We start from the raw sequence: 25,925 nt of genomic DNA on the forward strand, positions 1-25,925 counted from the left end.
AGGCGAACAATTATGTTCGCCTTTTTTGTGTCTTATTGGATCTGTATTGTAATTACAGCCACTTTTTATTTTTAAAGTAAATACCAATCCCACCAGTCAAAACAACCAAAAACACCACAAATGCGGTAAATGCATAGGGACTATCTGTGCCAGGTATACCGCCAACATTGACCCCCAATAACCCAGTTAAAAATCCCAGTGGTAAAAATAAAGCAGCCACCACCGACATCACATACATACGCTGATTTAATTGCTCAGACACTTGGTTAGTAATGGTTTGCTGAATAACGAGTGCACGTTCTATTGAACTATCGAGCTCTTCTAAATAGCGAATAAGTAAATTGGTGGTTTCATTTAGCTTGGCTTTATCATCGTCAAACAGCCATGGGTAATGATTATTAACCATGTTGCTGAGCGCTTCTTTTTGCGGTTTTAAGTAACGTTTTAGCGCGATTGTTTGGCGGCGAAGTTGCGACAAGCCTTGGTTATCAAACTTTTTACTAGGCTCATCAATTTCTTCTTCAAAATCATCTAAGCTTTCATCTAGTTCATCTATTACCGTTTGCATACGTGAAGTGAGCTTTTGCGCTAAGCTACACACTAGTTCAGAAATACTGCTTGGTCCCTCATTATTATTTAACGAGGTTAGAATATCTTGCACTGATAATAACCGGCGCTTACGGGTAGTGATCACCACGTCTTTATTAATAAATAGGCGAATAGACACCATGTCTTCAGGGCTTTGCGCTGGGTTTAAATTGATTCCACGTAAAAACAGCATATGGCCATTCATTGTAGGAGTAATGCGAGGACGTGTTTCATCTGCGGTGAGTGATTCAAGTTCGTAGTCGTTTAATTGGCCGCAGTTTTTTAACCAATCAACGGCTTCTTTTTGACTGTAATCCATATGCACCCACAGCTTTCCATCAGTAGGTTGCCATTGGTGTAACTGTTTACTGTTTTCTATTGGGCGAGCCCCGCCTTGTTCATCAAGAATAAGCGCATGAAGTAAGCCATTGATCATAATAATTTCTCATAGATAGTATATTTTTAATACAGTTGACTGTAGTGTATTTAACTTAGCTTTACTTTGTAGAGTTAATCAACAAAAAATTGTTTTTTAGCCTATGGTTAAGTGCATACGTTAGGGGTGCATTGTTAAACGAGTTAACTTAAAAGGTCAATCAAATCGGCTTATCGAGTAGATGAATTTATTTTGTTGGTGTTTTGTTGGCTGTAGCGTATAAAACACTTTTTTTACTAAGGGCACATTTATGACGACAAAAATAACAGTTGGTTGGCGTGAGTGGTTAAGTTTACCCGAGCTAGGCATCGAGCAAATTAAAGCAAAAATAGACACTGGTGCGCGTACTTCCTGTATTCATGCAATTAATATTGAAGAATACGAAGTCGATGGCGAAAAATGGGTTAAATTTACAGCCCAACCATTGCAAGAAGACGAGCAAACGCAAATTACCTGCAATGCCAAAGTTAAAAAGATGAAGTACGTTACCAGCTCTAGTGGTCAAAAAGAATTGCGTTACTTTATTGAAACTACATTACATGCCGGCGAATTTAGTTGGCCAATAGAAATTACATTAACAAGTCGTGCGTCTATGAAGTTTAGAATGTTGTTAGGGCGCACAGCAATGGAAAATCGCATAGTCGTTGATCCGGCTTTATCACATTTATTATAAGAATTCGTTGAGTAGCAAACATAATTATATCTGCTTGCTCAACACCATTTAGTTAAGGCTTTAATGATGAAAATTGGTATTTTATCTCGTAACAAAAAATTATATTCAACGCGTCGCCTAATCGAAGCTGCTGAGGCGCGCGGACATGAAGTGAAAGTAATTGATGCGTTACGCTCTTACATGAACATAAACTCAGAGCAACCTGAAATTCATTATCGTGGTGAAAACCTAAAAGATTTCGACGCTATCGTGCCACGTATTGGTGCATCGGTTACATTTTATGGTTGTGCTGTATTACGCCAATTTGAAATGATGGGGGTGTTCCCTGTTAATGAATCAGTAGCTATTTCTCGCTCTCGCGATAAATTACGTTCTTTGCAGTTACTATCGCGTAAAGGTGTGGGTATGCCGGTTACAGGCTTTGCCAGCAAGCCCGATGACGTAAAAGATTTATTAGAAATGGTAGGCGGCGCACCGGTCGTTATTAAGTTACTTGAGGGTACTCAAGGTATTGGTGTGGTATTGGCTGAAACACGTAAAGCAGCTGAAAGTGTTATTGAAGCATTCATGGGTTTAAAAGCCAATATCATGGTGCAAGAGTACATTAAAGAAGCCGGTGGTGCAGACATTCGTTGCTTTGTATTGGGCGATAAAGTGATTGCTGCGATGAAACGCCAAGCACAAGAGGGCGAGTTCCGCTCTAATCTTCATCGTGGTGGTAGCGCTACACTGGTACGTATTACCCCAGAAGAACGTAAAACAGCGGTTGCTGCAGCAAAAGCAATGGGTTTAAACGTTGCTGGCGTTGATTTACTCCGTTCATCTCGCGGCCCTTTGGTTATGGAAGTAAATTCATCGCCAGGCCTAGAAGGGATTGAAGTGGCAACTGGTAAAGATATTGCGGGTATGGTGATTGACTTTATTGAAAAAACGGCCTCAGTGAAAGGAACTGCAACTCGTGGCAAAGGTTAAAATTAACCGACCTTTCACCCTGTTAGGTGAAAGCATTGGTGTAGGTGAACGTAAAACACTCGCACTAGAAGCTGCAAAGCTTTATACCCATTCACCGCTTAATATTCCTATTGAAGTGGTCAACGGTGTTATGGAAGGCCCTGTATTGATGGTCTGTGCGGCAATACATGGCGATGAGCTTAATGGGGTTGAGGTTGTGCGCCAGTTACTGGCTAAGATCGATCCTAACCAGTTGCGTGGCACATTAATAGCGGTGCCGATTGTGAATGTATTTGGTTTTATTCATAAATCTCGTTACTTGCCCGATCGCCGTGATATGAATCGAAGTTTTCCTGGCTCTGAACGTGGTTCGTTAGCAGGTCGTATGGCGTATATGTTTTTTAACCAAGTCGCTGTGCATTGTACGCATATTATAGATTTGCATACGGGGGCGATTCATCGTACTAACTTACCGCAAATACGCGCTAATTTAGCCGATGAAGCTACAGCGCAAATGGCTAAGGCTTTTGGCACACCTGCGGTTATTGATGCGTCGTTACGCAATGGCTCATTGCGCAGTGAAGCGGCTAATTTGGGTATACCCGTTATTACCTACGAAGCAGGTGAAGCGTTGCGCTTTGACCCGATTGCGATTGCAGCGGGTGTACAAGGGGTTGATTATGTTATGCGTCATTTAAAAATGATGCGTGGTAAGCGCCCTAAAAAACTACCTGAGCCGGTTATTGCAGGTTCAACAAGTTGGGTACGAGCTGAGGTTGACGGTATAGTAAGAGCGCAAGTATCGTTAGGTGAACGTGTCACTAAAGGGCAAATACTGGCATACATAAGTAGTCCGCTTGGCGATTCTGAGCTTGAATTGCTTGCTCCACGTAGTGGCATTATTATTGGTCAGCAAACCATGCCTCTAGTAAATGAAGGCGATGCTGTGTTTCATATTGCTTACTTTGCTCACTCAAATAGTTTGGTAGAGCAACAGCTTGAAAGCTTTATTGGTGAAATAAGTGATTTAGATGATGAACTGAAAACAGCTGAGCTAAATAATTAACTTCACCCGTAAGAATTAACTTCACCCGTAAGAATTAAAAAAGCCGCTTAAGTTTATTAGCTGAAGCGGCTTTTTTGTAATTGTTATTTAATTACGTGGCTTTGGGCCAATAATTCGTTTAATTTTAGGCGCTTTTGTTGGTTTTGGCTCTGTATTGAGTACTAACACGGGGCGGGTAACAAATAAGTTATTAGGGTAAATCACCCTATGTCCATCAACGTGTTCGAGTAATACATTCATCAGCCCCATTTCAATAATGCGTCCTTCAATGGCGTTGGCCCCATCCACGATTCTAACCCAATAGCCTACACGGCAGTCATTTTGTATAAACATGAGTAAAAAAGCAGTTAAGTTGCTCAATAATGACCAAGCCGCAAACAGCGCAACGCCTAACATGGCAAATAAGGAAGAGCCTAATACCAGTAAACCACGCAGCTCTATTCCCCAAAAAACTAATACTAAACACAACATAACAAAGGCGAGTATTATTTTTAATAGTAACTCTGCTCGGTATTTTCTGTGTAAATCGATTTTACCTCTAATGGCTTTTTCGAGTAATTTTTTAGTTAGCTTTAACAGTAACGGAAAACTCAACAGCGCAATTACAGTTACGATTAGCTTATATTGTGTGCTCACAAGCTCTAAAAGAGAGATTAATTCCAAAACGTATTCTCACAATAATGATAGGCGCAAAGTGTAACGTGTTAGCTTTGTGCGCAGTAGTGATTTAAAAAGAATTTTTAACGCTCAGTAGCCACTGTACAGAGTCAACATCGTTATATTTATTTAGTGGCGCAGCAATATCAAGGTGGATCATGGTACCTGCATTGGCGCGACTTGGCGCAAGGCGTAAACCGAGTCCAACATTTTTAAGTACAGGTGTGTTTTCAACTTGATACAGGGTATTCGAGTCATTGTTATACCATGCGCGACCTACATCTAGAAAGGCTGCGCCTCCCACTTTAAATAGTTGTAGTAAGTCATACTCCCAATAGTAGCGCTTTTCTAAGCTGACTAAAAAACTCCGATCGCCATGTTGAAACTCAATAGGGTAACCGCGTAAACCTGTTTCGCCCCCGAGAGTGAGCTGCTTATCGTTGGTGAGGTTTTTTGCGTATTGTAGCCTGGCTTTTACATACCAAGACTGATCAATACTGGTATTTAAATAATATTGAATTTGGCTGGTGGTGATTAAGTTTTCAAGCTGTTTTTGTTCTTTATTCCAATAACCTTGAATATCTGCGTGAAAGCGCCATAGCGTATTATCACCACTAAAATGTGCTTTGTTAAAGTTAAACGAGTAAATAGCGCGGCTATCGTCGTTACTAATTGATTCATCAGAATAACCCAGCGTAGCTTTTATATTCCAACCTAAATTTAAATCCTCGGTACGGTAAATACTGTCAAAGTTACGCACTTTTATAAAGTTATCTTCAAACCAGTGGCCGCTTACATAAGGATAACTAAGCTGCCTATTTTCAGCTAGCGGCACAGTGGTTTCATCGATGCTTTTAAATGTTTGTTGCTCATCGATATAACCTAGGCTCAAGCGCTGTGTCCAGTTATGGCTAAGGGCTTTAGAGTGACCAAAAAACACCTGATTTAGGTCGGTGGTTTGTTCAAACTCACTAAATTTATCGCCCCTAAGATAGAGTGCCTCTTCTCGCTGGGTAGAGTAACTCAGGGCACCATAACTATAGGGTGTATCAATGGCGTAAAATGGGTAAGTAAGCTCAACTAAGTGACTTTTACCGTCACTGTTATCGGCATACTCTATACGACCTCTGTAGCGTGTTGATAGGATATTTGGATCATCGTAAACAAATAAATAGCCATTACGATCACTGTCGGTTTTGCGAGCAAACGATAATCGTTTGCCCCAACCAAATAAGTTAGACTCGCGAAAGCCGATACTTGATTTATTTTCGCCACCACTGCGGCTAAAGCTAAGCTCGGGTAGCAAAGTCCACAAATCGCGAGTCACCACGGTTACATCAATATCGCCATCGCAGTTTTCGTTGGCAACAATTTGTGCGTCATATAAATAGTTTTGTTTACGCAGTAGCCGCTCAGATTCAGCCAAGGTTTTTTGATTAAAAGTATCACCCGCTTTAAACAATAAAATGCTTTTAATAACCTCAGGCTCAGTTTGTATATGTGCACGATTAGCAAAGCGAAACAGTGCGTTGTTCTCAGCTTCTAGCTCGGTATTAAAAACATTAAGTTGTTTAAGATTAATTGAGGTAATTTTAGCGTTACTATTTGTCGTAAGCGGTGGAGGTTGAGACTCGATTTGTCGACGCAAGTTAATTTCAGAAGTTTTCAATGAATCGTCATTTTGGCAGCTTTGGGCTAGTGGCGTTTCTTGCGCGCAAACGCTGAGCATAAACATACTCAAAATAGAAAGGCTAAAACAACTACGTGCAATCCATTTTCTATTTAGCATTGACCCTCTTTAGCGCTATTTTGCAAAATAAAACACTTACTCTTAGCTTACATCATTGTTATTAATATGTAAGTAAAAGTGCCAATTTAGTTTATTTTTTATAGCAATTATAAGGTATTAGCGATAAATAGACGTGGCCTTAGCTTAAATAAAATGTTAACGCTGCCAATAGGTTGTCGGCATCTTGACCTTCGCCGTTAATCCACACACTTTGACTGTAATGCTCAAAATTTAAATTAAAAGTGTGGTTAGCATAGTTAAAACGCAGTTGGTGACGATCAGCCCCAGCTGCAAATTCACTAATGCTAATTTCATCGCTGTGCAAAAAAAACGTTCCCCATAACTCAAAGTCTTCATCGTGCGGCAACTCTGTTAGTTTAACAATAATGCATTGATGTGTGTGATCGTATTCAAGTTCGGTCATAAGGGGCTTATTGCGTTGCTAGATAATGTCGAATTGCGGTTAAAAACTCACCGCCATATTTGTTTAATTTAGTAAAACCAACCCCGGACACTTTTAAAAATTCACTGTCGTTGGTAGGCATAAGCTGCGCCATTTCGGCCAGCGTTTTATCGTTAAATACTACATAAGGGGGTACGTCATCGGCATCGGCTAATTCTTTACGTAATGCACGTAGGCGAGCAAATAACTTTTTATCGTAATTAAACTGCGCTAATTTATCCTGATAAACGTGCTTAGCTTGTAGGCGTGGTTCAGCCAGTTGTAGCGCATACTCACTCTTTAAAATAGCGCGTGCAGCTTCGGTAAGCCGTAGTGATGCGCCTTGGGTTATATCTTGGCTTAGTAGCCCTTGGTGAATAAGTTGGCGTAAAATACTGAGCCAAAACTCACTGCTTTTATCTTTACCTATGCCATAAGTGCTGAGTTCATGATGGTTGTTATCACGAATGCGGCTGGTATTTGCGCCGCGTAATAACTCTACAATGTAACCTAAACCAAATCGTTGCTGTGCCCGATACACACACGAAAGTGCTTGTTGGGCCACCAGTGTGCCATCAAAGCTTTTTGGAGGATTTAAGCAAATATCGCAGTTACCGCACGGCTCTCGTTGGTATTCACTAAAGTAGTTTAATAATATTTGACGTCTGCAGGTCTGCGCTTCGGCAAAACTGGCCATGGCATTAAAGCGTTGCTCTTCTACACGACGGCGTTGTTCATCGTCAATATCTTCAAAAAAGCGTCTAACCCGCCCTATATCGGCAGGGTCAAAATACATAATGGCTTCTGCAGCCAGTCCATCACGCCCAGCGCGACCGGTTTCCTGATAATACGCTTCAATACTTTTGGGAATGTCGTAATGTAATACAAAACGTACGTTAGGCTTGTTAATTCCCATACCAAAGGCAACAGTGGCAACCACAATTTGAATATCGTCGCGGGCAAATCCAGTTTGCACAAATTGGCGCTGTTCGTTACTCATTCCCGCATGATAAGCCGCCGTATTAAGGCCTGCATCGGCAAGTTTTTCAGCAATGTCATCAACCCGCTTGCGGCTGGTGCAATAAATAATGCCACTTTGATTTTTTTGTTCTTTTAAATAGCGTAGTAATTGCACCATAGGTTTAAATTTTTCTTCTATGGTGTAACGAATATTAGGGCGGTCAAAGCTGCCGGTATGAATGTAGGGTTGTTGCAGTTTTAATTGTTCGACAATATCAAAGCGGGTGGCTTTATCAGCGGTGGCAGTGAGTGCCATCATAGGTACATGTGTAAAGCGTTGCTTTAATTCATTTAACCTAAAATAGTGAGGTCTAAAGTCATGTCCCCAATGAGAAACACAGTGTGCTTCATCAATAGCAAACAAACTGACATTTAAATGCGATAAGCGCTCTAAAAATTCTCTTTGTAGTACTTTCTCTGGGGCAACATAAAGTAATTTTATTAGCCCCTGATGCAACTGCTGATAGACTAACTGCTGTTCTTCACGGGCTAAGCTGTTATTTATATAAGCGGCTTTTACGCCTAGAGCTTGTAACTGAGTTACTTGATCTTGCATTAAAGAAATGAGCGGAGAGATAACAATAGTTACCCCCTCTAATACTAGTGCGGGTATTTGGTAACACACCGATTTACCACCACCGGTAGGCAATAATACTAACGAGTCTTGGCCGTTAATCGCAGCATCGATTACTGCACTTTGACCGTCGCGAAATTCGCTGTAACCAAACACTTGTTTGAGTACAGTTTCAGGTTTACGCACCAGCGTATTTGGAGAGGGAGTTAGTGTATTCATCGGCGCTATTTTAGTGGTTTTTTATCAGGATGTCTTTAGCTTTCATTATTTGGTGTAAACATCGGTAATGATAATCGAGGAGGTTACAACAGCTTTAAGTTGTGCTTTACTCATCGTACCACCTTAAAACATAGAGAATAATAATGAATAAAGAAATGTTGATTGAACAAGTTGGGGCGTTGTTTGTTAATAATATGCCTTTTAACCAATTTTTAAAAATAGCGGTGGAGTCACTTAGTACTGAACAAGCTAAAATCTCCTTTCCTTGGCAAGATGTATTAATAGGCAACCCCGCGCAAAAAATTCTCCATGGCGGAGTTATTTCGGCGGTACTTGATAATGTCGGTGGAATGCTTGCTGCTGCCAGTGTAATCGGAAAACTAGACGATGCAGATTTACCCAGTGTACATAAAAGGCTAGCCACACTGGGAACTATAGATTTACGCACCGACTATTTACGCCCAGGCAAAGGCGAGGTTTTTATTGCTAGCGCTAAGCTGATTCGCTCAGGAAATAAAGTATGTGTGTGCCGAATGGAGTTACACAATGAGCAGTCAGTACAAATTGCTTTTGGAACGGGCACGTATTTAGTTGGCTAAAAAGTGAGAGGGGGGTAAACTGACGGCCTTTTAAATCACCAAGTGGTTACTATGTCGATTGATACCGAGCAGCGAAAGGGCGCTATTTTTGCCTGCCTCGCTTTTTTTATGTGGGGCCTCGCACCCATTTATTTTAAGATGATCCAACATGTGTCAGCATTTGAAATTTTAATGCACCGTGTTATTTGGTCAGTGGTGTTTCTTATTGTGGTGGTGAGTGTGCTCAGCTACTGGGATAAAATTAAACGCATTTTAATCCAACCAAAACTTATTTTGATGTTAGTTGTTACCTCGACCTTACTAGGGTTTAACTGGGGATTGTTTATTTGGGCCATCAATAACAATCACATGTTGGATGCCAGCCTAGGTTACTACATTAATCCTCTATTGAATGTGTTGCTTGGTATGGTGTTTTTAAACGAGCGATTACGTAAGTTGCAAGGTGCTGCTGTTGCTTTAGCTTTTACAGGCGTGTTGTTACAGCTAATTAGTTTTGGCTCATTCCCCGTGGTAGCGTTTTCATTAGCAACATCTTTCGCACTATATGGCCTATTACGTAAAAAGCTACAAGTTGATGCTCTGCCTGGGATTTTAATTGAGGCATTAATATTGTTACCCGTGGCGCTTACCTATTGGTGGCTAATGGTACCGACTGAAACGTCAAATTTACCAGGGAATGATTGGCTAACCAATGTATTATTGGTGAGCGCGGGCATAGTAACTACGCTGCCACTGCTGTGTTTTACCGGCGCGGCTAAGCGTTTGCAATATACAACGTTAGGGTTTTTTCAGTATATAGGGCCTAGCCTAATGTTTATTTTAGCGGTGGTATTTTATGGTGAGGTGTTTGATGCTGAGCGCGTAATTACCTTTGCGTGTATTTGGAGTGCATTGGCTATTTTTAGTTGGGACTCATACCATCAATCGCGAAAGCGCAGAAAAGCGGCCATTGTAGCCTCTGGTGTGGTTTAAAAACTAAACCACTTTATTACGACCCGACTCTTTGGCTTTGTAGAGCTTTAAGTCGGCTTGTTTTAATAGTTCGTCAATTTGATAGGTTTCACTGTGGCTGAAGCCTATCGATAACGTAAACTTGATGTTTGCTTGACTGAATTCATGACTGTTAAGCTCAATAAAAAGCCTGAAGCTCTCTAGTCGTTTTAGCGCTTCCTGTTCGGTTAGCTCAGTAAAAAATACCGCGAATTCTTCTCCGCCTAAACGGGCAACCAATTGGTTTTCAAAATATTTATTAAAGCATATCGCAAGCCCTTTAAGCACTTCATCTCCGGCATCATGGCCATAGGTATCATTAATAGCTTTAAAATGGTCAATATCAAGCATAGCTAACATGGCTGGTGTTTTTGCTTTTTTAAACTGCTTTAATGACTTATTAGCCTCTTCAAAAAAGTAACGGCGATTAGGGAGTTTAGTTAAATAGTCAGTATTGGCTTGGCGCTTTATAGTTTCGATATGCTCTAGCATATCGACGTTTTGGCTTAACCTGCAGTAAAATTCTTCACTATTAAAAGGTTTATACAAGTAGTCATTTGCCCCATTTTTTAAAAATAAGGCAGACAAATTAGACGATGTAGCGCCTGAGATACCAATAATAGCTTTTTCGTCATTACTATAAATGCGCCTAATTTCATTACACAGTTCAATACCGCCCATATTAGGCATTTCTTTATCTATGATAATCACAGAGATGTCAGGGGTATTTTCAAGCTCTTTAAGTGCCTCTAGGCCATCGGCTGCTTGTAATATTTGGTATTTATGACGTGTTAATAAATTACAAATATATTGGCGTGTAGACGCTGAGTCATCAACAACCAGTACTTTAACTTGCTTATTGCGAGGTAGGCGATAAAGCTGCTTTTCTAAATATTCGTAAGCTTGTTTATTGCCTTTGATAATGTAATCAATAATAGGGTACTTTTCGACGGTGTCGCGAGTTTGATTATCGATATTGCCAGTCATAACAATGGTAGGGATATCTGCTGCAACCGTGCAGGGAACCGCTTCCCCTTGCGGGGCATCAGGCAATATAAAATCAACGACTGCACAAAAATAAGCATGTTTACTTATTAGCTCTTTAGTCTCAGCCAGCGACTGGGCAATATCAACTTCATAGCCAATTTTTTGCGCGATATGCTTTTGCACTCGCGCAATAGTGGGGGTGTCTTCAACAATAAGTATTCTGTGCGTCACGTGGCAGCCTGTTTAAATTTTGCAAAAATGTTTGCTTATACAAGTTGTAACTGCTAAAACGCCAAAAAGCAACTATTGTAATGACTTATAGATTGTCTGCCTCAGAGTAATAATCTTGACTGATTGGTGTTGGCCCTGAAATTTTTGAGCGACCAAATAATGTATGAAATTTTGTTTTGCAGGTTGTTAACTTTAAGTATTTAACCCATGCTCGCTCTATGGGGTTGCTTGGCTCTACTATGCCACTAACCGCATTGACAAATTGTTGCTGATGTTCGTTTTGTGGCTCAACTGCTTTGTTATACAAGCTTTTTAAAACAACACCGTGCTGTTCTAAAATACTTGCCTCTAACAGGGTAAAGTGTCCGCTGCGACTAAATCCGCGTGGAAAGTTTTGATCATCATAAAACTGACGTTGACTAACAAATGCTTGACGAAGTAGTGAAATATCATTGCTCATAGCTGTACCCTCATACCAATTATTAGCTGGAGTATGGTACATAATCGCTATTTTTTTAAACAAAAAATTTTTATCGTGAGGATAAAAAATTGGACATAGATTTATTAAAAACATTTGTTGAAGTGGTGCGTACTCGCCATTTTGGTAAAGCGGCAGAAAACCTATACATAACGCAGTCTGCAGTGAGTTTTCGAATTCGTCAATTAGAGCAGGGCTTAGGCGTAAATTTATTTATTCGCCAGCGCAATAATATTCAACTCACCGCCCCTGGTGAGCGCTTGTTGCCGCATGCTCAAATGATTATTACTGGAATGCAAAGGGCCAAAGTGGATGTTGCACTTGCAGATAATATGCATAAGCAAATCAGCTTGGCTGGGACTCCTAATATTTGGGATGCGTTTTTACAGTTTGGTATTACAAATATAGTATCGGCTATGCCCGGTGTATCTTTGGTGGCAGAGGTAAAAGCACAACAAGAGAGCACTCGATTACTATTAGAGCGCACCCTTGATCTAGCCATTTTATTTGATCCACCAAAAGTAGACGAACTCGTTGTTGAACGAATTTGTGAACTACCTATTATTCCGGTTAGTGGCTACGACACCGCAACAGGCGATAACTTTTTTGATAATCAATATGTTTATGTTGATTGGGGAACTACGTTTTCTCTTTGGCATGCCCGTCAATTTACCGGTAAAACGCCGCCTTATTTTAGAACCAGTACCGGACGTATAGCGCTTGATTTAATACTGCAATGTGGCGGTAGTGCGTTTATTCCACAGGTATTAGTTAAAGATCATTTAGAAAAAGGCGAACTTTTTCATGTAAAAGGGGTAGAAAATACGTCAAGAGATGTATTTGTTGCCTATCATAGAGATAACGAACAGAAAGAGTTAATAGAAACTCTGGTTAATTTGCTGTCGCAAATGACACCGAGTTTATTGAAACAAAGTAAGTAGTCGTTAAGCGGTATATTTTAGATGTTATTTTGATTTCAGATTTAATGCAGTTTTATTAACTTAAAAAGACAAAAATGTGTCCTTTGTAATATTTTTGTCATTTAGTGGTGACACACTGCTGCTGTTTTAAAAATTAGTCTATTGTGATTATCGAGGAAATAACATGAAATTTGTAAAATCGAGCTTATGCTTAGCCTTACTTAGTGGTTTATCTTTTAATGCGCTTGCAGAAGTAGACATTTACGGTAAAGCGAATGTAACTGTTCAATCATCTGACGATGGTGAAGGGTCGTTTACTGAAATTAAAAGTAATGCATCTCGTTTCGGACTTAAAGGGTCTGAAAAAATTTCAGACGGTTTAGAAGCTGTTTATAAGTTTGAATTTCAGGTTGATGTGTCGGATGCTGACTCAAAAGGCGATAAAGATAATATTTCAGCACGTAATCAATATGTAGGTTTTAAAGGTTCATTTGGTCAGGTAGTAATAGGCCGTAACGATACAGCGCTAAAGCAGGCGCAAGGTAAACTTGATTTATTTAATGACCTTGAAGGTGATATTAAAAACACTTTTAAAGGTGAAAACCGCTTAGGTAACTCAGTATCTTACGCTTCAAACTCATATGAAGGCTTTAAAGTATTAGCTTCATTTATTGCAGAAGACGATAAAGATGCCAAAAATGGTTACTCAGTGGCGTTAACTTATGGTGATGCTGGCCTTAAAAAGAGCGCTGTATATGCTGCTGTTGCTGCTGATAGTGAAGTAAATGGTTACGACGTAGTACGTGCAACAGTTCAAGGTAAAATTGAAGACTTTAGACTTGGTGCAATGTACCAAACACAAGAAAAAGTAGACGGTAGCGCTGAAGCTGACGGTTACTTAGTGAATGCAGCTTACCTAATGGGTAGCAACACTTTTAAAGTGCAATATCAAACAATGGATTTTGATGACAGCGATGATAAAAGTGCAGTATCGGTAGGTGTTGACCACAAGCTAAACAAAAATCTTAAGGTGTTTGGCTTTTACTCAAGTTTTGATATGGACAACAACGTTGACCAAGATTACCTAGGTTTAGGTATGGAATATAAGTTTTAACTAAACCTCAGTTAAAACACTCCCTTTTAACCGCACTCAGCTGAGTGCGGTTTTTTTTGCTTTAAATTATTTACTTATCTGCGCATAATAGCCAAGCATTTGGAATGAGGTGAAACTCCTCAACTATACCCGTAACTGTAATCAGTTTTACTGTAAGTCAGATACAAGTGCCTTAAAACTTCATATAACGAGCGGGTTAACTCATTTTCTTTTTGGTACTTGTGGTACTGAGTGTGGGTTTTCCCTGCCTAGGATAATTTTTTGCACACTCAAACCGCTAAAAAAACTGCACTTCTAACCGTTAATAATGTCTCTTGGCGAGTGGGTAACACCTTAATCCTTGAGCATATTAATTTGAGTATTGAGCGTGGCAAGTTTGTTGGCTTAATTGGTCCTAATGGTGCGGGAAAATCGAGTTTACTGCGTTGCTTGTATCGATTTAATCAGCCGTCAGCGGGAGAGGTTAAATTTAGTAACACTGATATTTGGCAACTAAAAAGCGAAGACTACGCCAAGCAAGTTGCCGTTGTGCTACAAGAAACACCGTCGCAATTTAACCTCTCGTTATTCGATGTTGTGGCTCTAGGGCTTACGCCACATAAAACGCTATTCAGTTCGACCACCCAAGCAGATAAACAAAAAATAGCTCAGGCTATTAGCCATGTGGGGCTTGAATCTCATAGTACTCAATTATTTGATTCGCTATCTGGCGGTGAAAAGCAACGAGCCTTTATTGCCCGCGCTATTGTGCAGCAACCGCAACTTCTTATTATGGATGAACCAACTAGTCACCTTGATGTGAAATATCAAATTCAACTGATGGAGCTGGCTAAATCTTTAGGTATTACGGTATTTGCGTCATTTCATGACTTAAATTTAGCTGCTGCTATGTGTGATGAGTTAGTGGTTATTAAAAATGGAAAAGTTGTTGATGCAGGTAAGCCAAATAAAGTGGTCACTGAGCAGATGCTGGATGAGGTGTTTGGCGTTTGTGCACAAGTGAGCACTCACCCTCAATTAGCAGCTTCGGGTGAGGCTATTCCTCATATTACTTATTATTATGGATACCAATAATATGACGGTTTTTTCTAACCATACCGTTGCATTAATCGCTGCGCTACTATGCGCACTATTAAGTTTATTTATTGCACTGAGTTTTGGTGCGGCACCTACGTCGCTCGCTGATGTTTACCAAAGCTTAACCTTTTCAAACGAGGCTTCATTTACCAGCCGTATTATTATTGAATTAAGAATGCCACGTACTTTACTGGCTTTTTTAGCTGGGAGTGGCTTAGCGATTGCAGGTTTAATACTACAAACAGTCACCCGTAACCCCTTAGCAGATCCTTATTTATTTGGTATTTCGTCCGGCGCTTCATTAGGTGTGGTTATACTAATGTCTTTTGTGGGAGCTGGGGCGGGTATTGCGCTATCTGGGGCGGCATTAACCGGTAGTTTAGTTGCGATGGGATTATTAATTTTAATTGCTGGCAGCCAGCGTAATGCCCAAGTTGAATCGATGTTATTGGCGGGGGTAGCCCTATCATTTTTATTTAGTGCTTTTACTAGTTTGCTACTTTATTGGAGCGATCCACAAGCGGTCGCGGCTATTTTATTTTGGACTTTAGGTAGTTTTGCTAAAGCACAGTGGCAGTCGCTGCTGTTACCTGTCTTAGTCATTATAGTTTGTACAATAATCATGTTGGGTTTTAGGCGCCAGCTTAATGCCATGTTGTTAGGCGATGAAAGTGCGACAACGCTTGGCGTAAGAGTACATCGTTTTAGAATTTTAATGCTTATTTTAAGCTCGTTGATCACGGCCGTGTTAGTTGCCAACTGTGGTGGTATTGGTTTTGTTGGCTTGATGGTGCCACACATAGTGCGCTTTTTTATCTCTCAAGGTAGCCGCGTTGGATTATTAATGACCGGATTAGTCGGGGGAATATTTATGGTGTGGGTCGATGTGCTCGCTCGCTCACTATTAAGTAATCAAGAGTTGCCAATCGGGGTGATCACGGCGGCTATCGGCAGTCTATTCTTTTTAAGTATATTGTATTTTCGTAAGCGCCAGCTGGTGGTTCAATAATGAAAACACTAATGGTACAAGGCACTACCTCAGATGCAGGTAAAAGTACCCTGGTTGCAGCACTTTGCAGAGTGTTTGCTAATCAAGGTGTTAATGTTGCGCCGTTTAAACCGCAAAATATGGCGCTTAATAGTGCCGTAACTCATGATGGCGGTGAAATTGGTAGAGCACAAGCATTACAAGCCGTTGCGGCAAAAGTTGCACCTGAAATAGACTTTAACCCGATATTACTCAAACCCAATAGTGATACCGGCGCGCAAGTTATTATTCATGGTAGGGCTATTAGTAATATGGAAGCCGACTCTTACCATGACTATAAAAAAGTGGCTATGGAAGCGGTATTAACCTCGCATAACCGTTTAGCTAAACGCTTTGACTTATTGTTGGTTGAAGGGGCTGGTAGCCCAGCTGAAATTAACTTACGCGCAAACGATATCGCCAATATGGGCTACGCCGAAAAGGTCGATTGCCCGGTTATTATTATTGCTGATATTGATAAAGGGGGTGTGTTTGCTCACCTAGTAGGGACTTTGGCGCTATTAAGCGAATCAGAGCAAGCACGGGTAAAAGGCTTTGTGATTAACCGTTTTCGTGGTGACATTAGCCTATTACAAGGCGGGTTAGATTGGCTTGAAGAGTACACAGGTAAACCTGTGTTAGGGGTGTTACCCTACCTACACGATTTAGCACTTGATGCCGAAGATGCCGTTGCCATAGATAATAATGTGACCGAGGCCAGCATTAATATTGCGGTGCTGCTAGTGCCTCATATTAGTAATCATACCGATTTTGATGCACTGCGATTACACCCAAATATAAATATAACCTATGTGCGCCACACTCAAGCGATTCCATCTGTTGATTTAATTATTGTGCCTGGCAGTAAAAATGTACTTAGCGATTTGGTATTTTTAAAAAATGAAGGCTGGGATCAGCAAATAAAACGCCATTTACGCTATGGTGGCAAAGTATTGGGTATTTGCGGCGGTATGCAAATGCTAGGTAATACGATTTGTGACCCTAATGCGGTGGAATCATCATTAGGGCAAATAGCTGGGTTAGCGCTTAGTGATTTTGATACCATTTTAGGTGAGCAAAAAGTGCTAAGCCAAGTAAATGCAATACTCAATTTAAACCAGCAGCAGGTTGCTTGTCAGGGTTACGAAATACATGCTGGGATCAGTAAAGGTCAAGCGCTCAACAAACCACTTATTCGCTTTAATAAACACCCAAATGGCTTTGAAACTGATGGTTTTATTAGTGATGATAATGCTATTGCTGGTACTTATTTACATGGCTTATTTGACAACGCAGCCGCTACAGAGCTGCTATTAAAGTGGCTAAAACCAGACAGTGAAATTAGTGGTATCAGCATCAATGAGCATCGCGAGCGCCAGCTAGAACGCCTCGCTGAAATGTGCCAAACACATTTAAACATTGAACAAATTATTAAAATTTACCAAGGACATAACAATGACTGAATCAACAAACGACAAGCACCAACAGCGCCAGCAAAAAGTAAAAGAACAAGTTGATGCTCGAGTAGCAGCGGCACAGCAAGAAAAGGGCATTTTTCAGGTTATTACTGGTAATGGCAAAGGTAAATCAACCTCTGGTTTTGGTGTAGTTGCACGCTGTGTTGGCCATGGTAAAAAGGCCGCGGTATGTCAGTTCATTAAAGGTACATGGGAATGTGGTGAGCGTAATTTACTACAAGGAGCTGGAGTTGAATTTGCTGTTATGAACACAGGTTTTACTTGGGATACGCAAAATAAAGAGGCCGATACTGCGGCAGCACAAGCAACATGGCAAGAGTCAAAGCGGATGCTAAGCGACAGCAGTATCGATGTGGTATTACTCGATGAGCTCACCTATATGGTGACCTATGGCTATATCGACCTTGAGGAAGTGGTTGCTGCAATTAACAACCGACCTGCAATGCAATCGGTAATTATTACTGGCCGTGCTGCGCACCGTACCTTAATTGAGCTGGCCGATACCGTAAGTGAAGTGCGTAATGTAAAGCATGCGTTTGAGTCGGGCGTAAAAGCACTAAAAGGCTTTGATTACTAATGTTAAAACGCATTATTCTTGGGCTGTTATTGTTTGCTGTTTATGTACCTCAAGCCTTAGCCGACAAGCCGCTTCGTATTGTGGCTTTGGCACCACACATAGTCGAAAATTTATATGCCATTGGGGCGGGTGATCTAATAGTGGGCACGCTGGATTACGCAGATTACCCACAAGAGGCGACTAAAATTGAGCGTATCGGCGGCTATAATGGCATTTCTATCGAAAAGTTACTCATGCTCAAGCCTGACATGGTCATTGCGTGGAAAAGCGGTAATCAGGCAGAAGATTTAGCACAAATTAAGCGACTAGGGATTGAATTGCATTTAAGTAATCCACGCTCTATTGAAGGCGTAGCTAAGGAAATACTAAAATTAGGTCAATTAACCGGTCATATTGAGCAAAGTAAAAAAGTAGCTGAGGCATTTACAGTTAAGCTCAACGCAATTAAAGCCGCGCAGCATAATAAAACCATGCTTACTGGGTTTTATCAGCTGTGGCCAGAGCCTATGATGACGGTATCAAAAAATACCTGGATAAATCAGTTAATCGAAACCTGCCGAGTAACCAATGTATTTGCCGACAGCGACACAGATTACCCACAAATCAGCATTGAAAACGTGATAGTGACTAAGCCACAAGTTATTATTATTCCTGATGAAAAATCAAAACGGGTAATACCTACAGTTAATTGGCAGCAATGGCCTGAAATTCCGGCGGTTAAATATGAGCAATTTATTAGTGTTAACGCGGATTTATTACATCGTTTTTCCCCTAGAATGCTTGATGGGTTAGCACAAATGTGTGACAAAATTGAGGTATCTAGAGAACTTATTAAGAGTCAATTATGAGCAACTGGTCATCTTTTTTAAATCACGAACTTAGTCAAGTATATATGCAGCAAACCCTTGAATATGTTGCGAATAAACGATCAAACGGTATTTCTGTGTATCCACCAGAACCACAGGTGTTTAGCGCATTTGATGCAACTCCACTTAGCGACATTAAAGTGGTTATATTAGGTCAAGACCCTTACCATGGAGAAGGGCAAGCGCATGGCTTGTGTTTTTCTGTATTGCCTGAAGTTAAAAAGCTCCCGCCTTCACTTAAAAATATTTATAAAGAGTTAGTGACTGACATTAATGGTTTTATTACACCGGAGCATGGCTATTTACAAAGCTGGGCAGATCAAGGTGTGTTTTTGCTTAATACCGTACTAACAGTAGAGCAAGGGCAAGCCCATTCCCATAAACATTTAGGTTGGGAGCAATTTACCGATAACGTAATTACTCATATAAATGAGCATTGCCAAGGAGTGGTGTTTATTTTGTGGGGCGCACATGCACAAAAAAAAGGTAAAAGCATTGATCGCCAGCGCCATCATGTATTGTCTGGGCCGCACCCTTCACCGCTTTCAGCGCATCGCGGCTTTTTTGGCTGTCAGCACTTTTCAAAAACCAATGAACTGTTAATAGCGCAAGGAGCACAGCCCATTAATTGGCAAGTATAGGGTAATTGGTATTAAAAAAGGCTTTCATAAATGAAAGCCTTTTTAGATGTTGTTGTTGATTAAAACTCTAATTCATCAATAGCAATACTATCAGCAAAATAGTCGAGCTCCTGTAGTTCTTTGCGCAAACGTTGCTTATCTTTTATTGCTTCTATTTCGCGCCATTTTCTTTTTTTATTTTTTTGAGAGGTTTTTTTCGATGTATCAGAACCTTCTAATATCTCTATTATTTCGTTTAGGCTATCCATTGATTATCTCCTATTGACCACTTTTTGAACCTCGGCAGTATCTATACCACAGCTATTAATAAAATAGAATATAAATGTGACGAAACTGTTACTGATGGGTGGTATTTTGATGAAGATCAATACAAAAAGAACGAAAATGGGGACAAGTCGAGTATTTAAAGTAAATCGCAGACATAAAAAAACGCCGCTAAAAGCGACGTTTCTTAACTCATTAAACAGCTGTTAGTTACATCGCTTTAAAGCGTGCCTCTAGTTGCTCTTGCGCATCTGCAAATGAGCGAATACCTTCAGCTAGTTTCTCAGTGGCCATAGCATCTTGGTTATGTAACCAACGGAACTGTGCTTCGCTAAGTGGCTCTGGTTTTGGCTCTTTAGCAATGTCGCTCTCTAGCAAGTACTCTTGTGCGTCTTCTAAATTACCTAGCTCTTCTAAAAGATTAGGACTAATTGTTAGCTTATCGCAGCCTGTAAGGGCAATAATTTCACCGGTGTTACGAAAGCTTGCGCCCATAACAACCGTTTTGTAATCGTGACGTTTGTAAAACTCAAAAATACTACGCACCGATTGTACGCCAGGATCTTGTAGCGGGTCGGTTGGTTTTTCCATACCGTTTGCTACGTGCCAATCTAAAATTCTGCCAACAAATGGCGAAATTAAAAATACGTTTGCATCAGCACAGGCACGAGCTTGAGCATCACTAAATAAAAGCGTTAAGTTACATTTAGTGCCTTCTTTTTCTAACTGTTCTGCGGCTTTAATGCCTTCCCAAGTAGAGGCAACTTTAATTAAAATCTTGTCTTTGCTTACACCTTCTTTCTCGTAAAGACTTAGTAAAGTATGTGCTTTATTAATTGTTGCTTGGGTATCAAATGATAAACGTGCATCAACTTCAGTAGAAATATAACCCGGAACAATTTCGCTAATTTCTTTACCGAGTAATACTGCAAAATAGTCACAAGCCAGCTCTAGTTGTTTTGCAGGCTGTTGCTCGGTTTCTTTAGCGTATTGCCATGCTTTATCTAGATAAGGTTTGTAAGCTTCAATCTCGCTCGCTTTTAAAAGCAGCGATGGATTGGTAGTCGCATCTTCAGGTTGATGTTTTTTTATGGCTTCTATATCGCCCGTGTCGGCCACGATAGAAGAGTGTTGTTTAAGCCTTTGTAGAGCGCTAGTCATTTGCTTTTCCTCATTCCAAGCAAGTTAAAAGAAAATCTAAACTACCTTAATATAGCTATACTGCAACAGTGTGACAATGCTTGATAGGTCTTATGTCCTTATCAATGAAAAAACGGTAACGGTTGAGTTTTAGGTAGGATAATTTTAAACAAAACGTGCTTTTCGTCTCATTTAATGTTGAAATTGACATTAAATAATTTACAAGTCAATAGCTAACTATGATCACTGTTATTTCACCAGCAAAGAATCTTGATTACGACACGCCACCCGCAACAGATAAGTTCACTCAACCTGAATTACTTGAGCACAGCGAAGCGCTCATGAAAGTATGCCGTGAACTAACTCCTGCGCAGATTGGTAGTTTAATGAAAATTAGCGATAAACTCGCGGGCCTTAATGCAGCACGTTTTAGTGAGTGGGCGCAACCGTTTACTACGAGTAATGCTAAACAAGCGGTGCTTGCCTTTAATGGCGATGTATATGGCGGTTTAGATGCCGACACCCTAACGGCTAAGCAACTTGATTATGCTCAAGAGCATTTACGTATACTCTCGGGTTTATACGGATTATTAAAACCGCTTGATCTAATGCAAGCCTACCGCCTAGAAATGGGTACAAAGCTTGAAAACAGCCGTGGTAAAAACCTATATGAGTTTTGGGGCAGTATTATTGCTAATAAACTTAACGACGTTTTAGCGGCACAAGATGCACAATACTTAGTTAATTTAGCGTCTAACGAATACTTTAAAGCGGTAGATAAAAAAACGCTTAACGCACAAATTATTACGCCACATTTTAAAGACTGTAAAAACGGCCAATATAAAGTGATTAGCTTTTACGCTAAAAAAGCGCGCGGCATGATGGCGCGTTACCTTATCGAAAACCAAGTCACGCAATTAAGTCAGCTTAAAGAGTTTACCGTGGCCGGTTATTACTTTAGCTCAGAGGCAACCACTAAAGAACTTGAACCGGTATTTTTGCGCGAAGAGCAAAGCTAAATTTAGCGCTATTTGCAGCTAAACACATACCCAAAAGCTATGCATTGCATGGCTTTTTTTTATACTGGCGCTATTTTTGCAAACCTTAGGTTATTAATAGAAACTAAGGTATAGAATAAATGCTCTCAATTCCCTCAATTACAGAAGCCGAAAAACTTATAGAAGAGAAGCTCGGCGGTTGGTTTGATGTTGTTATAAGTCATATCCCTAACTTTATAGTCGCGGTGATTATTGCGATTATATTTTCATTTATAGCCCGCCTTGCAGGCAAAGGAATGAAAAAAGTATTACGTCGCTCGCTAGATTCTACTCAAATTGCCGACTTAATGGCCTCCATTTTTAAAGTTATTGTTCTGAGTGTTGGGGTCTTTATTGCCCTTGATTTTATGGGCTTAAAAAGTACCGTTACGTCACTACTTGCGGGTGCAGGTATTGTTGGTCTCGCCATTGGTTTTGCTTTTCAAGATATGACCGAAAACCTAATTGCGGGTATTGCTATGGGTATTCGTAAACCGTTCAAAGCGGGTGATGTTATCGAGACCGATAACGTATTTGGTTCAGTGCATTCAATAAACTTGCGCAACACACTAATAGAGAGCTTTTACGGGCAGTTGATACTGGTTCCTAATAAAATACTATTTAGAAATGTACTGCGTAATTACAGCACTTTAGGGGTCAGAAGAATAGAGGTACCTGTAGGTATTTCTTACGCTGATGATATAGAAAAAGCCAGTGAAGTTATTGTCGAAAAAATTAATCAATTCGACTTTGTGATCCGCAAAAATGAGACCGCTGTATACGCAGAAGGCTTTGGTGATAGCAGTATAAACTTACTGGTATGGTTTTGGATTAAATACCCTGGCGAGCCCGACTTTATGACGGTGCGTCACAAAGGCGTTGTGGCAGTAAAGCAAGCACTCGATGCTGCTGATATAAGTATCCCGTTTCCTATTCGTACGCTGGATTTTGGTATTAAGGGCGGTGAAAAACTCGATGCCATGATAAGCGATAAAATAAGTCAGCAGTCAGCAAATAAAGAGGGTGACAATAATACTGATGCAAGACAAGGTGAGTAAATAATTTAAAACCCGATGGTAAAAGCATTGGGAAATAGTTACTGACTATCAGCGCGTTTTTACAAAGTAAAACGCGCTTTTTTATAATAATTAATTGATGATCTGAAGTAATTAAAGCCTTGCGTTAACTAAGTTAAAAGCGTCTTAATTAGAAAACTATATCGATAAGGTTTCTCATCTCAAAATAGATTACTTAGTTAATCGAATTTGTGCTCAAGCTTGATGCAAGCCCTATATAGTAAGTGTCTGTGAGTAATAAAGGATTCAATGGTATAAGTAGCTGCAATGAGCGTCGCGATTGGTGCGTAAACTAAAAGGCTTTTAATCAAGCTATTTAAACTGGATTGGGATTATGTCTGTATTGAATTTATATTGTGCAGGCCATAAAAAGCGCCGCTTGTGTTGGAGAAGCAAGCAGCGCTGAAGAATAAGTTAAGAAGGAGGTGTATTAAATAACACTAATTTTGTTGCGAATTACTTTAACTCCATCCATATTTTCTAAAAATTTTTGTGCAAGAGCACGTTCAAAACCGTTATTAGCTTTGCCATTAAGTTCAATGTCGCCATTTTCGACCTGTACGTTCAAATTTTCTAATTCTAAATTTGGATTAGTACGTAACTCATGAGTAATAGATTGTTGTAAATTAGGTTGTGTGGCCACACTACTTACTACTGCTAAATGCGTTGCTGCACTAACTTTAAAAGCAGAGACTAATAAAAATAAACAACAAAACGAAATAAAACCGATAGTAAATTTAATGCGACTCATAACTATATCCTTAGTGTTTTTGAAAAAGCAGCGCCGATACTCGGCGTTTTAATACTCATACACTAGCTTGGGTTACAAGTTTCATTCCAAAATTAACCATTTGAAATAATTGGATATTTTATTAAGTAGTTATTCAGCTAAGTAGTTTTTACATATTACTCTGAATTGCTTACTCACTGTTTTTAAGCCACAAAAAAGCCGACAAACATCGGCTCAATCAAATGTATTAAAGCTAAAGCTATTTTTTCTTTTTAGCTTTGGCTTTTTTCTTCGCTTTCATTTTTACTGGATCTTTACGCTTTTTAACTGGTGGCTTAGCTTCTTTATGTTTTGGCTCTAATCCTTTAAATACACGGCGTTTTAGCTTCTGTTCTATGTAACGTTCTACTTTGTAAAGGATGCCAATATCGTGCGCTTCAATTAGTGAAATCGCTATGCCTTTTTTACCCGCGCGGCCTGTACGGCCAATACGGTGTACGTAAACATCTGCAGTGCGAGGCATATCAAAGTTAATTACGTGGCTTATATCAGCTACATCAATACCACGCGCGGCGACATCGGTCGCGACTAAAATGCGGGTTTTGCCACTGTGGAAATTTTCCATCGCTTTCATGCGTTTATCTTGTGGCATTTCACCACGTAGCCACGCAGCTTTAACGCCGTTATTGGTTAGTTCACCAATAAGGGTTTCAAGGCGCTCACGAGTTTTTACAAACACAATCGCTTTACTAACATCAGGGCCGTTTAAGGTGTTAACTAATAGCTCAAGCTTGTGATGGTAATCGTCAGCCAAATGAACCCATTGATGTATTTTAGCTTTTTCTTTGCGTGATGATTCGGCTTCAAGCAGAGCCGGGTCGTTTAAAATACGCTCTGCAAATAATTCTACGCTGTCACCTTCAAGAGTAGCTGAGAATAAAAAGCACTGACGACGATTTTTAGCTTCATCACAAATACGCAGCATTTCTTTACGAAAGCCCATGTCGAGCATGCGGTCAGCTTCATCAAGAATGAGCATTTCTACGTTTTCTGCGTGGAAGTTTTCAGTTTCCAAATACTCCATTAAACGCCCAGGTGTGGCGATTAAAATGTCGTTATTATTTTCAAATATTTCTTTGTGTGTACCGTAATTAATACCGCCGGTAACCACCCCAATTTTTAAGTGGGTTTGTTTTGCAAGTAACTCACATTGTTCATGAATTTGATAAGCAAGCTCGCGAGTTGGGGTCATAATTAATACCCGTGCAAAGCCCGGATCACGACGCGGGAAATCCATTAAATATTGAATTGCTGGAATTAAAAATGCCGCCGTTTTACCCGTACCTGTTGGTGCAGACGCTAAAATATCACGCCCTTGCAACGCCTCAGGAATGGCTTGTTGTTGAATGCTAGTAGGGGTTTCAAAACCCATTTTATTGATAGCATTGAGTAGCTTATTATCAAGATCAAATTCAGAAAATTGCATAGAGTGTCAAAAATAGGGGACAATTGCCGTTAATTATACGCACTTAAACCTACTTGGTGAATGAAAAGGTGAAAAAATGTCAGGTTTTGCATTTAAACAATTTAAGGTTGAGCACGACCAGTGCGCCATGAAGGTATCTACCGATGGTATTTTACTTGGAGCATGGGCTGATTTAAGCGGTGCAAGTTCGTTATTAGATATTGGCACAGGTACGGGGTTACTGACGTTAATGTGTAAACAGCGAGTGCCAGATTTAAAGGTGAGTGCGGTTGAGGTTGATAAGGCCGCCTACCAGCAAGCTGTACAAAATTGCCAGCAAAGCCCTTGGCCAGACATTAGTATTTATCACCAGTGTGTACAGCAGTTTGCGGCTGAGACTAAATTTGATTGCGTTATATCTAATCCACCTTATTTTAATCACAGTTTAAAAAGTGATAATGCAGCACGCAATGCCGCTCGCCATACCGATGGTTTAAGCTTTGCAGAACTCATTGCTGCGTTTAAACGCTTAACGCATAAGCAAGCACGTTTTAATTTAATTTTACCCAGCAAAGAGGCACAGTTATTTATAACCTTGGCGCAGCAGCAAGGGCTGTATTTAAATCGCTTCTGCCAAGTACAAGCAACGGCGCATAAACCTTTTACTCGCAGTTTAATGACCTTTAGCTATGAGCAAAGCGAAGTAAGCACAACTCAGTTGTGTATTAGAGCTAATGATAATAGCTATACCCCACAGTATCAGGCGTTATGCCGTGAATTTTATTTAAAAATGTAGCACGCTCTGGTTGTTTA

27 protein-coding genes and 1 riboswitch are annotated in these 25,925 nt (G+C 40.2%); of the genes, 16 read left to right on the top strand and 11 right to left on the bottom strand.

What is annotated here, in order from left to right; genetic code table 11:
* Nucleotides 1-52: 52 nt before the first annotated feature.
* Nucleotides 53-1,024, bottom strand: a complete 972-nt coding sequence (locus CWB78_RS15490) for a zinc transporter ZntB (RefSeq protein WP_010391556.1) — start codon at nucleotides 1,022-1,024, stop codon at nucleotides 53-55.
* Between the two features lie 250 nt (nucleotides 1,025-1,274).
* Here CWB78_RS15490 and CWB78_RS15495 point away from each other — a divergent pair, with 250 nt between their 5' ends.
* The 3 genes from CWB78_RS15495 to CWB78_RS15505 all read left to right on the top strand — a co-directional run bounded on the left by CWB78_RS15495 (nucleotide 1,275) and on the right by CWB78_RS15505 (nucleotide 3,714).
* Complete coding sequence (locus CWB78_RS15495) at nucleotides 1,275-1,697, top strand: ATP-dependent zinc protease family protein (RefSeq protein WP_010391555.1); 423 nt, start codon at nucleotides 1,275-1,277, stop codon at nucleotides 1,695-1,697.
* Between the two features lie 66 nt (nucleotides 1,698-1,763).
* Entirely contained in the window at nucleotides 1,764-2,669 is a 906-nt protein-coding gene (gene rimK / locus CWB78_RS15500; RefSeq protein ID WP_008467750.1) for a 30S ribosomal protein S6--L-glutamate ligase, read from the top strand.
* Nucleotides 2,656-3,714: a succinylglutamate desuccinylase/aspartoacylase family protein gene (locus tag CWB78_RS15505; RefSeq protein ID WP_055012533.1), complete on the top strand. Its 1,059-nt coding sequence runs from the start codon at nucleotides 2,656-2,658 to the stop codon at nucleotides 3,712-3,714. The genes rimK and CWB78_RS15505 overlap by 14 nt, the downstream gene beginning before the upstream one ends.
* An 87-nt stretch (nucleotides 3,715-3,801) precedes the next feature.
* On the opposite strand, the gene CWB78_RS15510 is transcribed toward CWB78_RS15505, so the two are convergent.
* From CWB78_RS15510 to recQ, 4 genes are all read right to left on the bottom strand, one after another.
* On the bottom strand, nucleotides 3,802-4,377 hold the full coding sequence (locus CWB78_RS15510; protein ID WP_010391553.1) for a mechanosensitive ion channel domain-containing protein: 576 nt from the start codon (nucleotides 4,375-4,377) through the stop codon (nucleotides 3,802-3,804).
* 64 nt (nucleotides 4,378-4,441) lie between these two features.
* Nucleotides 4,442-6,160: a POTRA domain-containing protein gene (locus tag CWB78_RS15515; protein ID WP_138596369.1), complete on the bottom strand. Its 1,719-nt coding sequence runs from the start codon at nucleotides 6,158-6,160 to the stop codon at nucleotides 4,442-4,444.
* A 139-nt stretch (nucleotides 6,161-6,299) separates the two neighbouring features.
* On the bottom strand, nucleotides 6,300-6,584 hold the full coding sequence (locus CWB78_RS15520) for a DUF3630 family protein (RefSeq protein ID WP_138596371.1): 285 nt from the start codon (nucleotides 6,582-6,584) through the stop codon (nucleotides 6,300-6,302).
* Between the two features lie 7 nt (nucleotides 6,585-6,591).
* Nucleotides 6,592-8,415, bottom strand: a complete 1,824-nt coding sequence (recQ, locus tag CWB78_RS15525) for a DNA helicase RecQ (RefSeq protein WP_138596373.1) — start codon at nucleotides 8,413-8,415, stop codon at nucleotides 6,592-6,594.
* A 143-nt stretch (nucleotides 8,416-8,558) separates the two neighbouring features.
* On the opposite strand from recQ, the gene CWB78_RS15530 reads away from it, so the two are divergent.
* Nucleotides 8,559-9,014, top strand: a complete 456-nt coding sequence (locus tag CWB78_RS15530; RefSeq protein WP_008467759.1) for a thioesterase family protein — start codon at nucleotides 8,559-8,561, stop codon at nucleotides 9,012-9,014.
* Between the two features lie 51 nt (nucleotides 9,015-9,065).
* Nucleotides 9,066-9,986, top strand: a complete 921-nt coding sequence (gene rarD, locus CWB78_RS15535) for an EamA family transporter RarD (RefSeq protein ID WP_008467760.1) — start codon at nucleotides 9,066-9,068, stop codon at nucleotides 9,984-9,986.
* Between the two features lie 3 nt (nucleotides 9,987-9,989).
* On the opposite strand, the gene CWB78_RS15540 is transcribed toward rarD, so the two are convergent.
* The gene (locus CWB78_RS15540; protein WP_138596375.1) at nucleotides 9,990-11,222 is read right to left on the bottom strand and encodes a GGDEF domain-containing response regulator; all 1,233 of its coding nucleotides are present in this window, start codon (nucleotides 11,220-11,222) and stop codon (nucleotides 9,990-9,992) included.
* A gap of 85 nt (nucleotides 11,223-11,307) precedes the next feature.
* A complete protein-coding gene (locus tag CWB78_RS15545; protein ID WP_010391544.1) occupies nucleotides 11,308-11,682 on the bottom strand; it encodes a MaoP family protein in 375 nt (124 codons plus the stop codon).
* Between the two features lie 89 nt (nucleotides 11,683-11,771).
* Between CWB78_RS15545 and CWB78_RS15550 the strand changes: the two genes are divergently transcribed.
* The 8 genes from CWB78_RS15550 (at nucleotide 11,772) to ung (ending at nucleotide 19,400) form a co-directional block, all read left to right on the top strand.
* The gene (locus tag CWB78_RS15550) at nucleotides 11,772-12,641 is read left to right on the top strand and encodes a LysR family transcriptional regulator (RefSeq protein WP_008467766.1); all 870 of its coding nucleotides are present in this window, start codon (nucleotides 11,772-11,774) and stop codon (nucleotides 12,639-12,641) included.
* Nucleotides 12,642-12,804: 163 nt separating this feature from the next.
* Nucleotides 12,805-13,734, top strand: a complete 930-nt coding sequence (locus CWB78_RS15555; protein WP_138596377.1) for a porin — start codon at nucleotides 12,805-12,807, stop codon at nucleotides 13,732-13,734.
* Nucleotides 13,735-13,783: 49 nt separating this feature from the next.
* A riboswitch (cobalamin riboswitch) is annotated at nucleotides 13,784-13,921 on the top strand.
* A gap of 74 nt (nucleotides 13,922-13,995) precedes the next feature.
* The gene (locus CWB78_RS15560) at nucleotides 13,996-14,808 is read left to right on the top strand and encodes an ABC transporter ATP-binding protein (RefSeq protein WP_138596379.1); all 813 of its coding nucleotides are present in this window, start codon (nucleotides 13,996-13,998) and stop codon (nucleotides 14,806-14,808) included.
* A gap of 1 nt (nucleotide 14,809) precedes the next feature.
* Nucleotides 14,810-15,820, top strand: a complete 1,011-nt coding sequence (locus tag CWB78_RS15565; protein ID WP_010391540.1) for a FecCD family ABC transporter permease — start codon at nucleotides 14,810-14,812, stop codon at nucleotides 15,818-15,820.
* On the top strand, nucleotides 15,820-17,301 hold the full coding sequence (locus tag CWB78_RS15570; RefSeq protein ID WP_138596381.1) for a cobyric acid synthase: 1,482 nt from the start codon (nucleotides 15,820-15,822) through the stop codon (nucleotides 17,299-17,301). Before CWB78_RS15565 ends, CWB78_RS15570 begins: the two co-directional genes overlap by 1 nt.
* Nucleotides 17,294-17,893 carry a cob(I)yrinic acid a,c-diamide adenosyltransferase gene (cobO, locus tag CWB78_RS15575; RefSeq protein ID WP_010391538.1) on the top strand — a complete coding sequence of 200 codons (600 nt, stop codon included), beginning with the start codon at nucleotides 17,294-17,296 and terminating at the stop codon, nucleotides 17,891-17,893. The genes CWB78_RS15570 and cobO overlap by 8 nt, the downstream gene beginning before the upstream one ends.
* On the top strand, nucleotides 17,893-18,741 hold the full coding sequence (locus CWB78_RS15580; protein ID WP_138596383.1) for a cobalamin-binding protein: 849 nt from the start codon (nucleotides 17,893-17,895) through the stop codon (nucleotides 18,739-18,741). Before cobO ends, CWB78_RS15580 begins: the two co-directional genes overlap by 1 nt.
* On the top strand, nucleotides 18,738-19,400 hold the full coding sequence (ung, locus tag CWB78_RS15585) for a uracil-DNA glycosylase (RefSeq protein ID WP_138596385.1): 663 nt from the start codon (nucleotides 18,738-18,740) through the stop codon (nucleotides 19,398-19,400). Before CWB78_RS15580 ends, ung begins: the two co-directional genes overlap by 4 nt.
* A gap of 59 nt (nucleotides 19,401-19,459) precedes the next feature.
* On the opposite strand, the gene CWB78_RS15590 is transcribed toward ung, so the two are convergent.
* Together CWB78_RS15590 and tal are read right to left on the bottom strand one after the other, a co-directional pair.
* Nucleotides 19,460-19,648: a DUF3545 family protein gene (locus tag CWB78_RS15590; RefSeq protein ID WP_008110646.1), complete on the bottom strand. Its 189-nt coding sequence runs from the start codon at nucleotides 19,646-19,648 to the stop codon at nucleotides 19,460-19,462.
* A gap of 226 nt (nucleotides 19,649-19,874) precedes the next feature.
* Nucleotides 19,875-20,825: a transaldolase gene (tal, locus tag CWB78_RS15595; RefSeq protein WP_008110647.1), complete on the bottom strand. Its 951-nt coding sequence runs from the start codon at nucleotides 20,823-20,825 to the stop codon at nucleotides 19,875-19,877.
* Nucleotides 20,826-21,043: 218 nt separating this feature from the next.
* On the opposite strand from tal, the gene yaaA reads away from it, so the two are divergent.
* Complete coding sequence (gene yaaA / locus CWB78_RS15600) at nucleotides 21,044-21,823, top strand: peroxide stress protein YaaA (RefSeq protein WP_013465813.1); 780 nt, start codon at nucleotides 21,044-21,046, stop codon at nucleotides 21,821-21,823.
* Nucleotides 21,824-21,942: 119 nt separating this feature from the next.
* Nucleotides 21,943-22,899 (top strand): mechanosensitive ion channel family protein, encoded by a 957-nt coding sequence (locus CWB78_RS15605; RefSeq protein WP_138596387.1) that lies wholly within the window; start codon nucleotides 21,943-21,945, stop codon nucleotides 22,897-22,899.
* A gap of 448 nt (nucleotides 22,900-23,347) precedes the next feature.
* On the opposite strand, the gene CWB78_RS15610 is transcribed toward CWB78_RS15605, so the two are convergent.
* Together CWB78_RS15610 and srmB are read right to left on the bottom strand one after the other, a co-directional pair.
* Nucleotides 23,348-23,668, bottom strand: coding sequence for a BON domain-containing protein (locus tag CWB78_RS15610; protein WP_138596389.1), 321 nt, complete (start codon nucleotides 23,666-23,668; stop codon nucleotides 23,348-23,350).
* A gap of 238 nt (nucleotides 23,669-23,906) precedes the next feature.
* A complete protein-coding gene (gene srmB, locus CWB78_RS15615) occupies nucleotides 23,907-25,133 on the bottom strand; it encodes an ATP-dependent RNA helicase SrmB (protein WP_010391528.1) in 1,227 nt (408 codons plus the stop codon).
* 76 nt (nucleotides 25,134-25,209) lie between these two features.
* Here srmB and CWB78_RS15620 point away from each other — a divergent pair, with 76 nt between their 5' ends.
* Nucleotides 25,210-25,908 carry a tRNA1(Val) (adenine(37)-N6)-methyltransferase gene (locus CWB78_RS15620; protein ID WP_138596391.1) on the top strand — a complete coding sequence of 233 codons (699 nt, stop codon included), beginning with the start codon at nucleotides 25,210-25,212 and terminating at the stop codon, nucleotides 25,906-25,908.
* The last annotated feature ends 17 nt before the right edge of the window (nucleotides 25,909-25,925 follow it).

Source organism: Pseudoalteromonas sp. S1612, from assembly GCF_005887175.1.
GTDB lineage: Bacteria > Pseudomonadota > Gammaproteobacteria > Enterobacterales > Alteromonadaceae > Pseudoalteromonas > Pseudoalteromonas undina.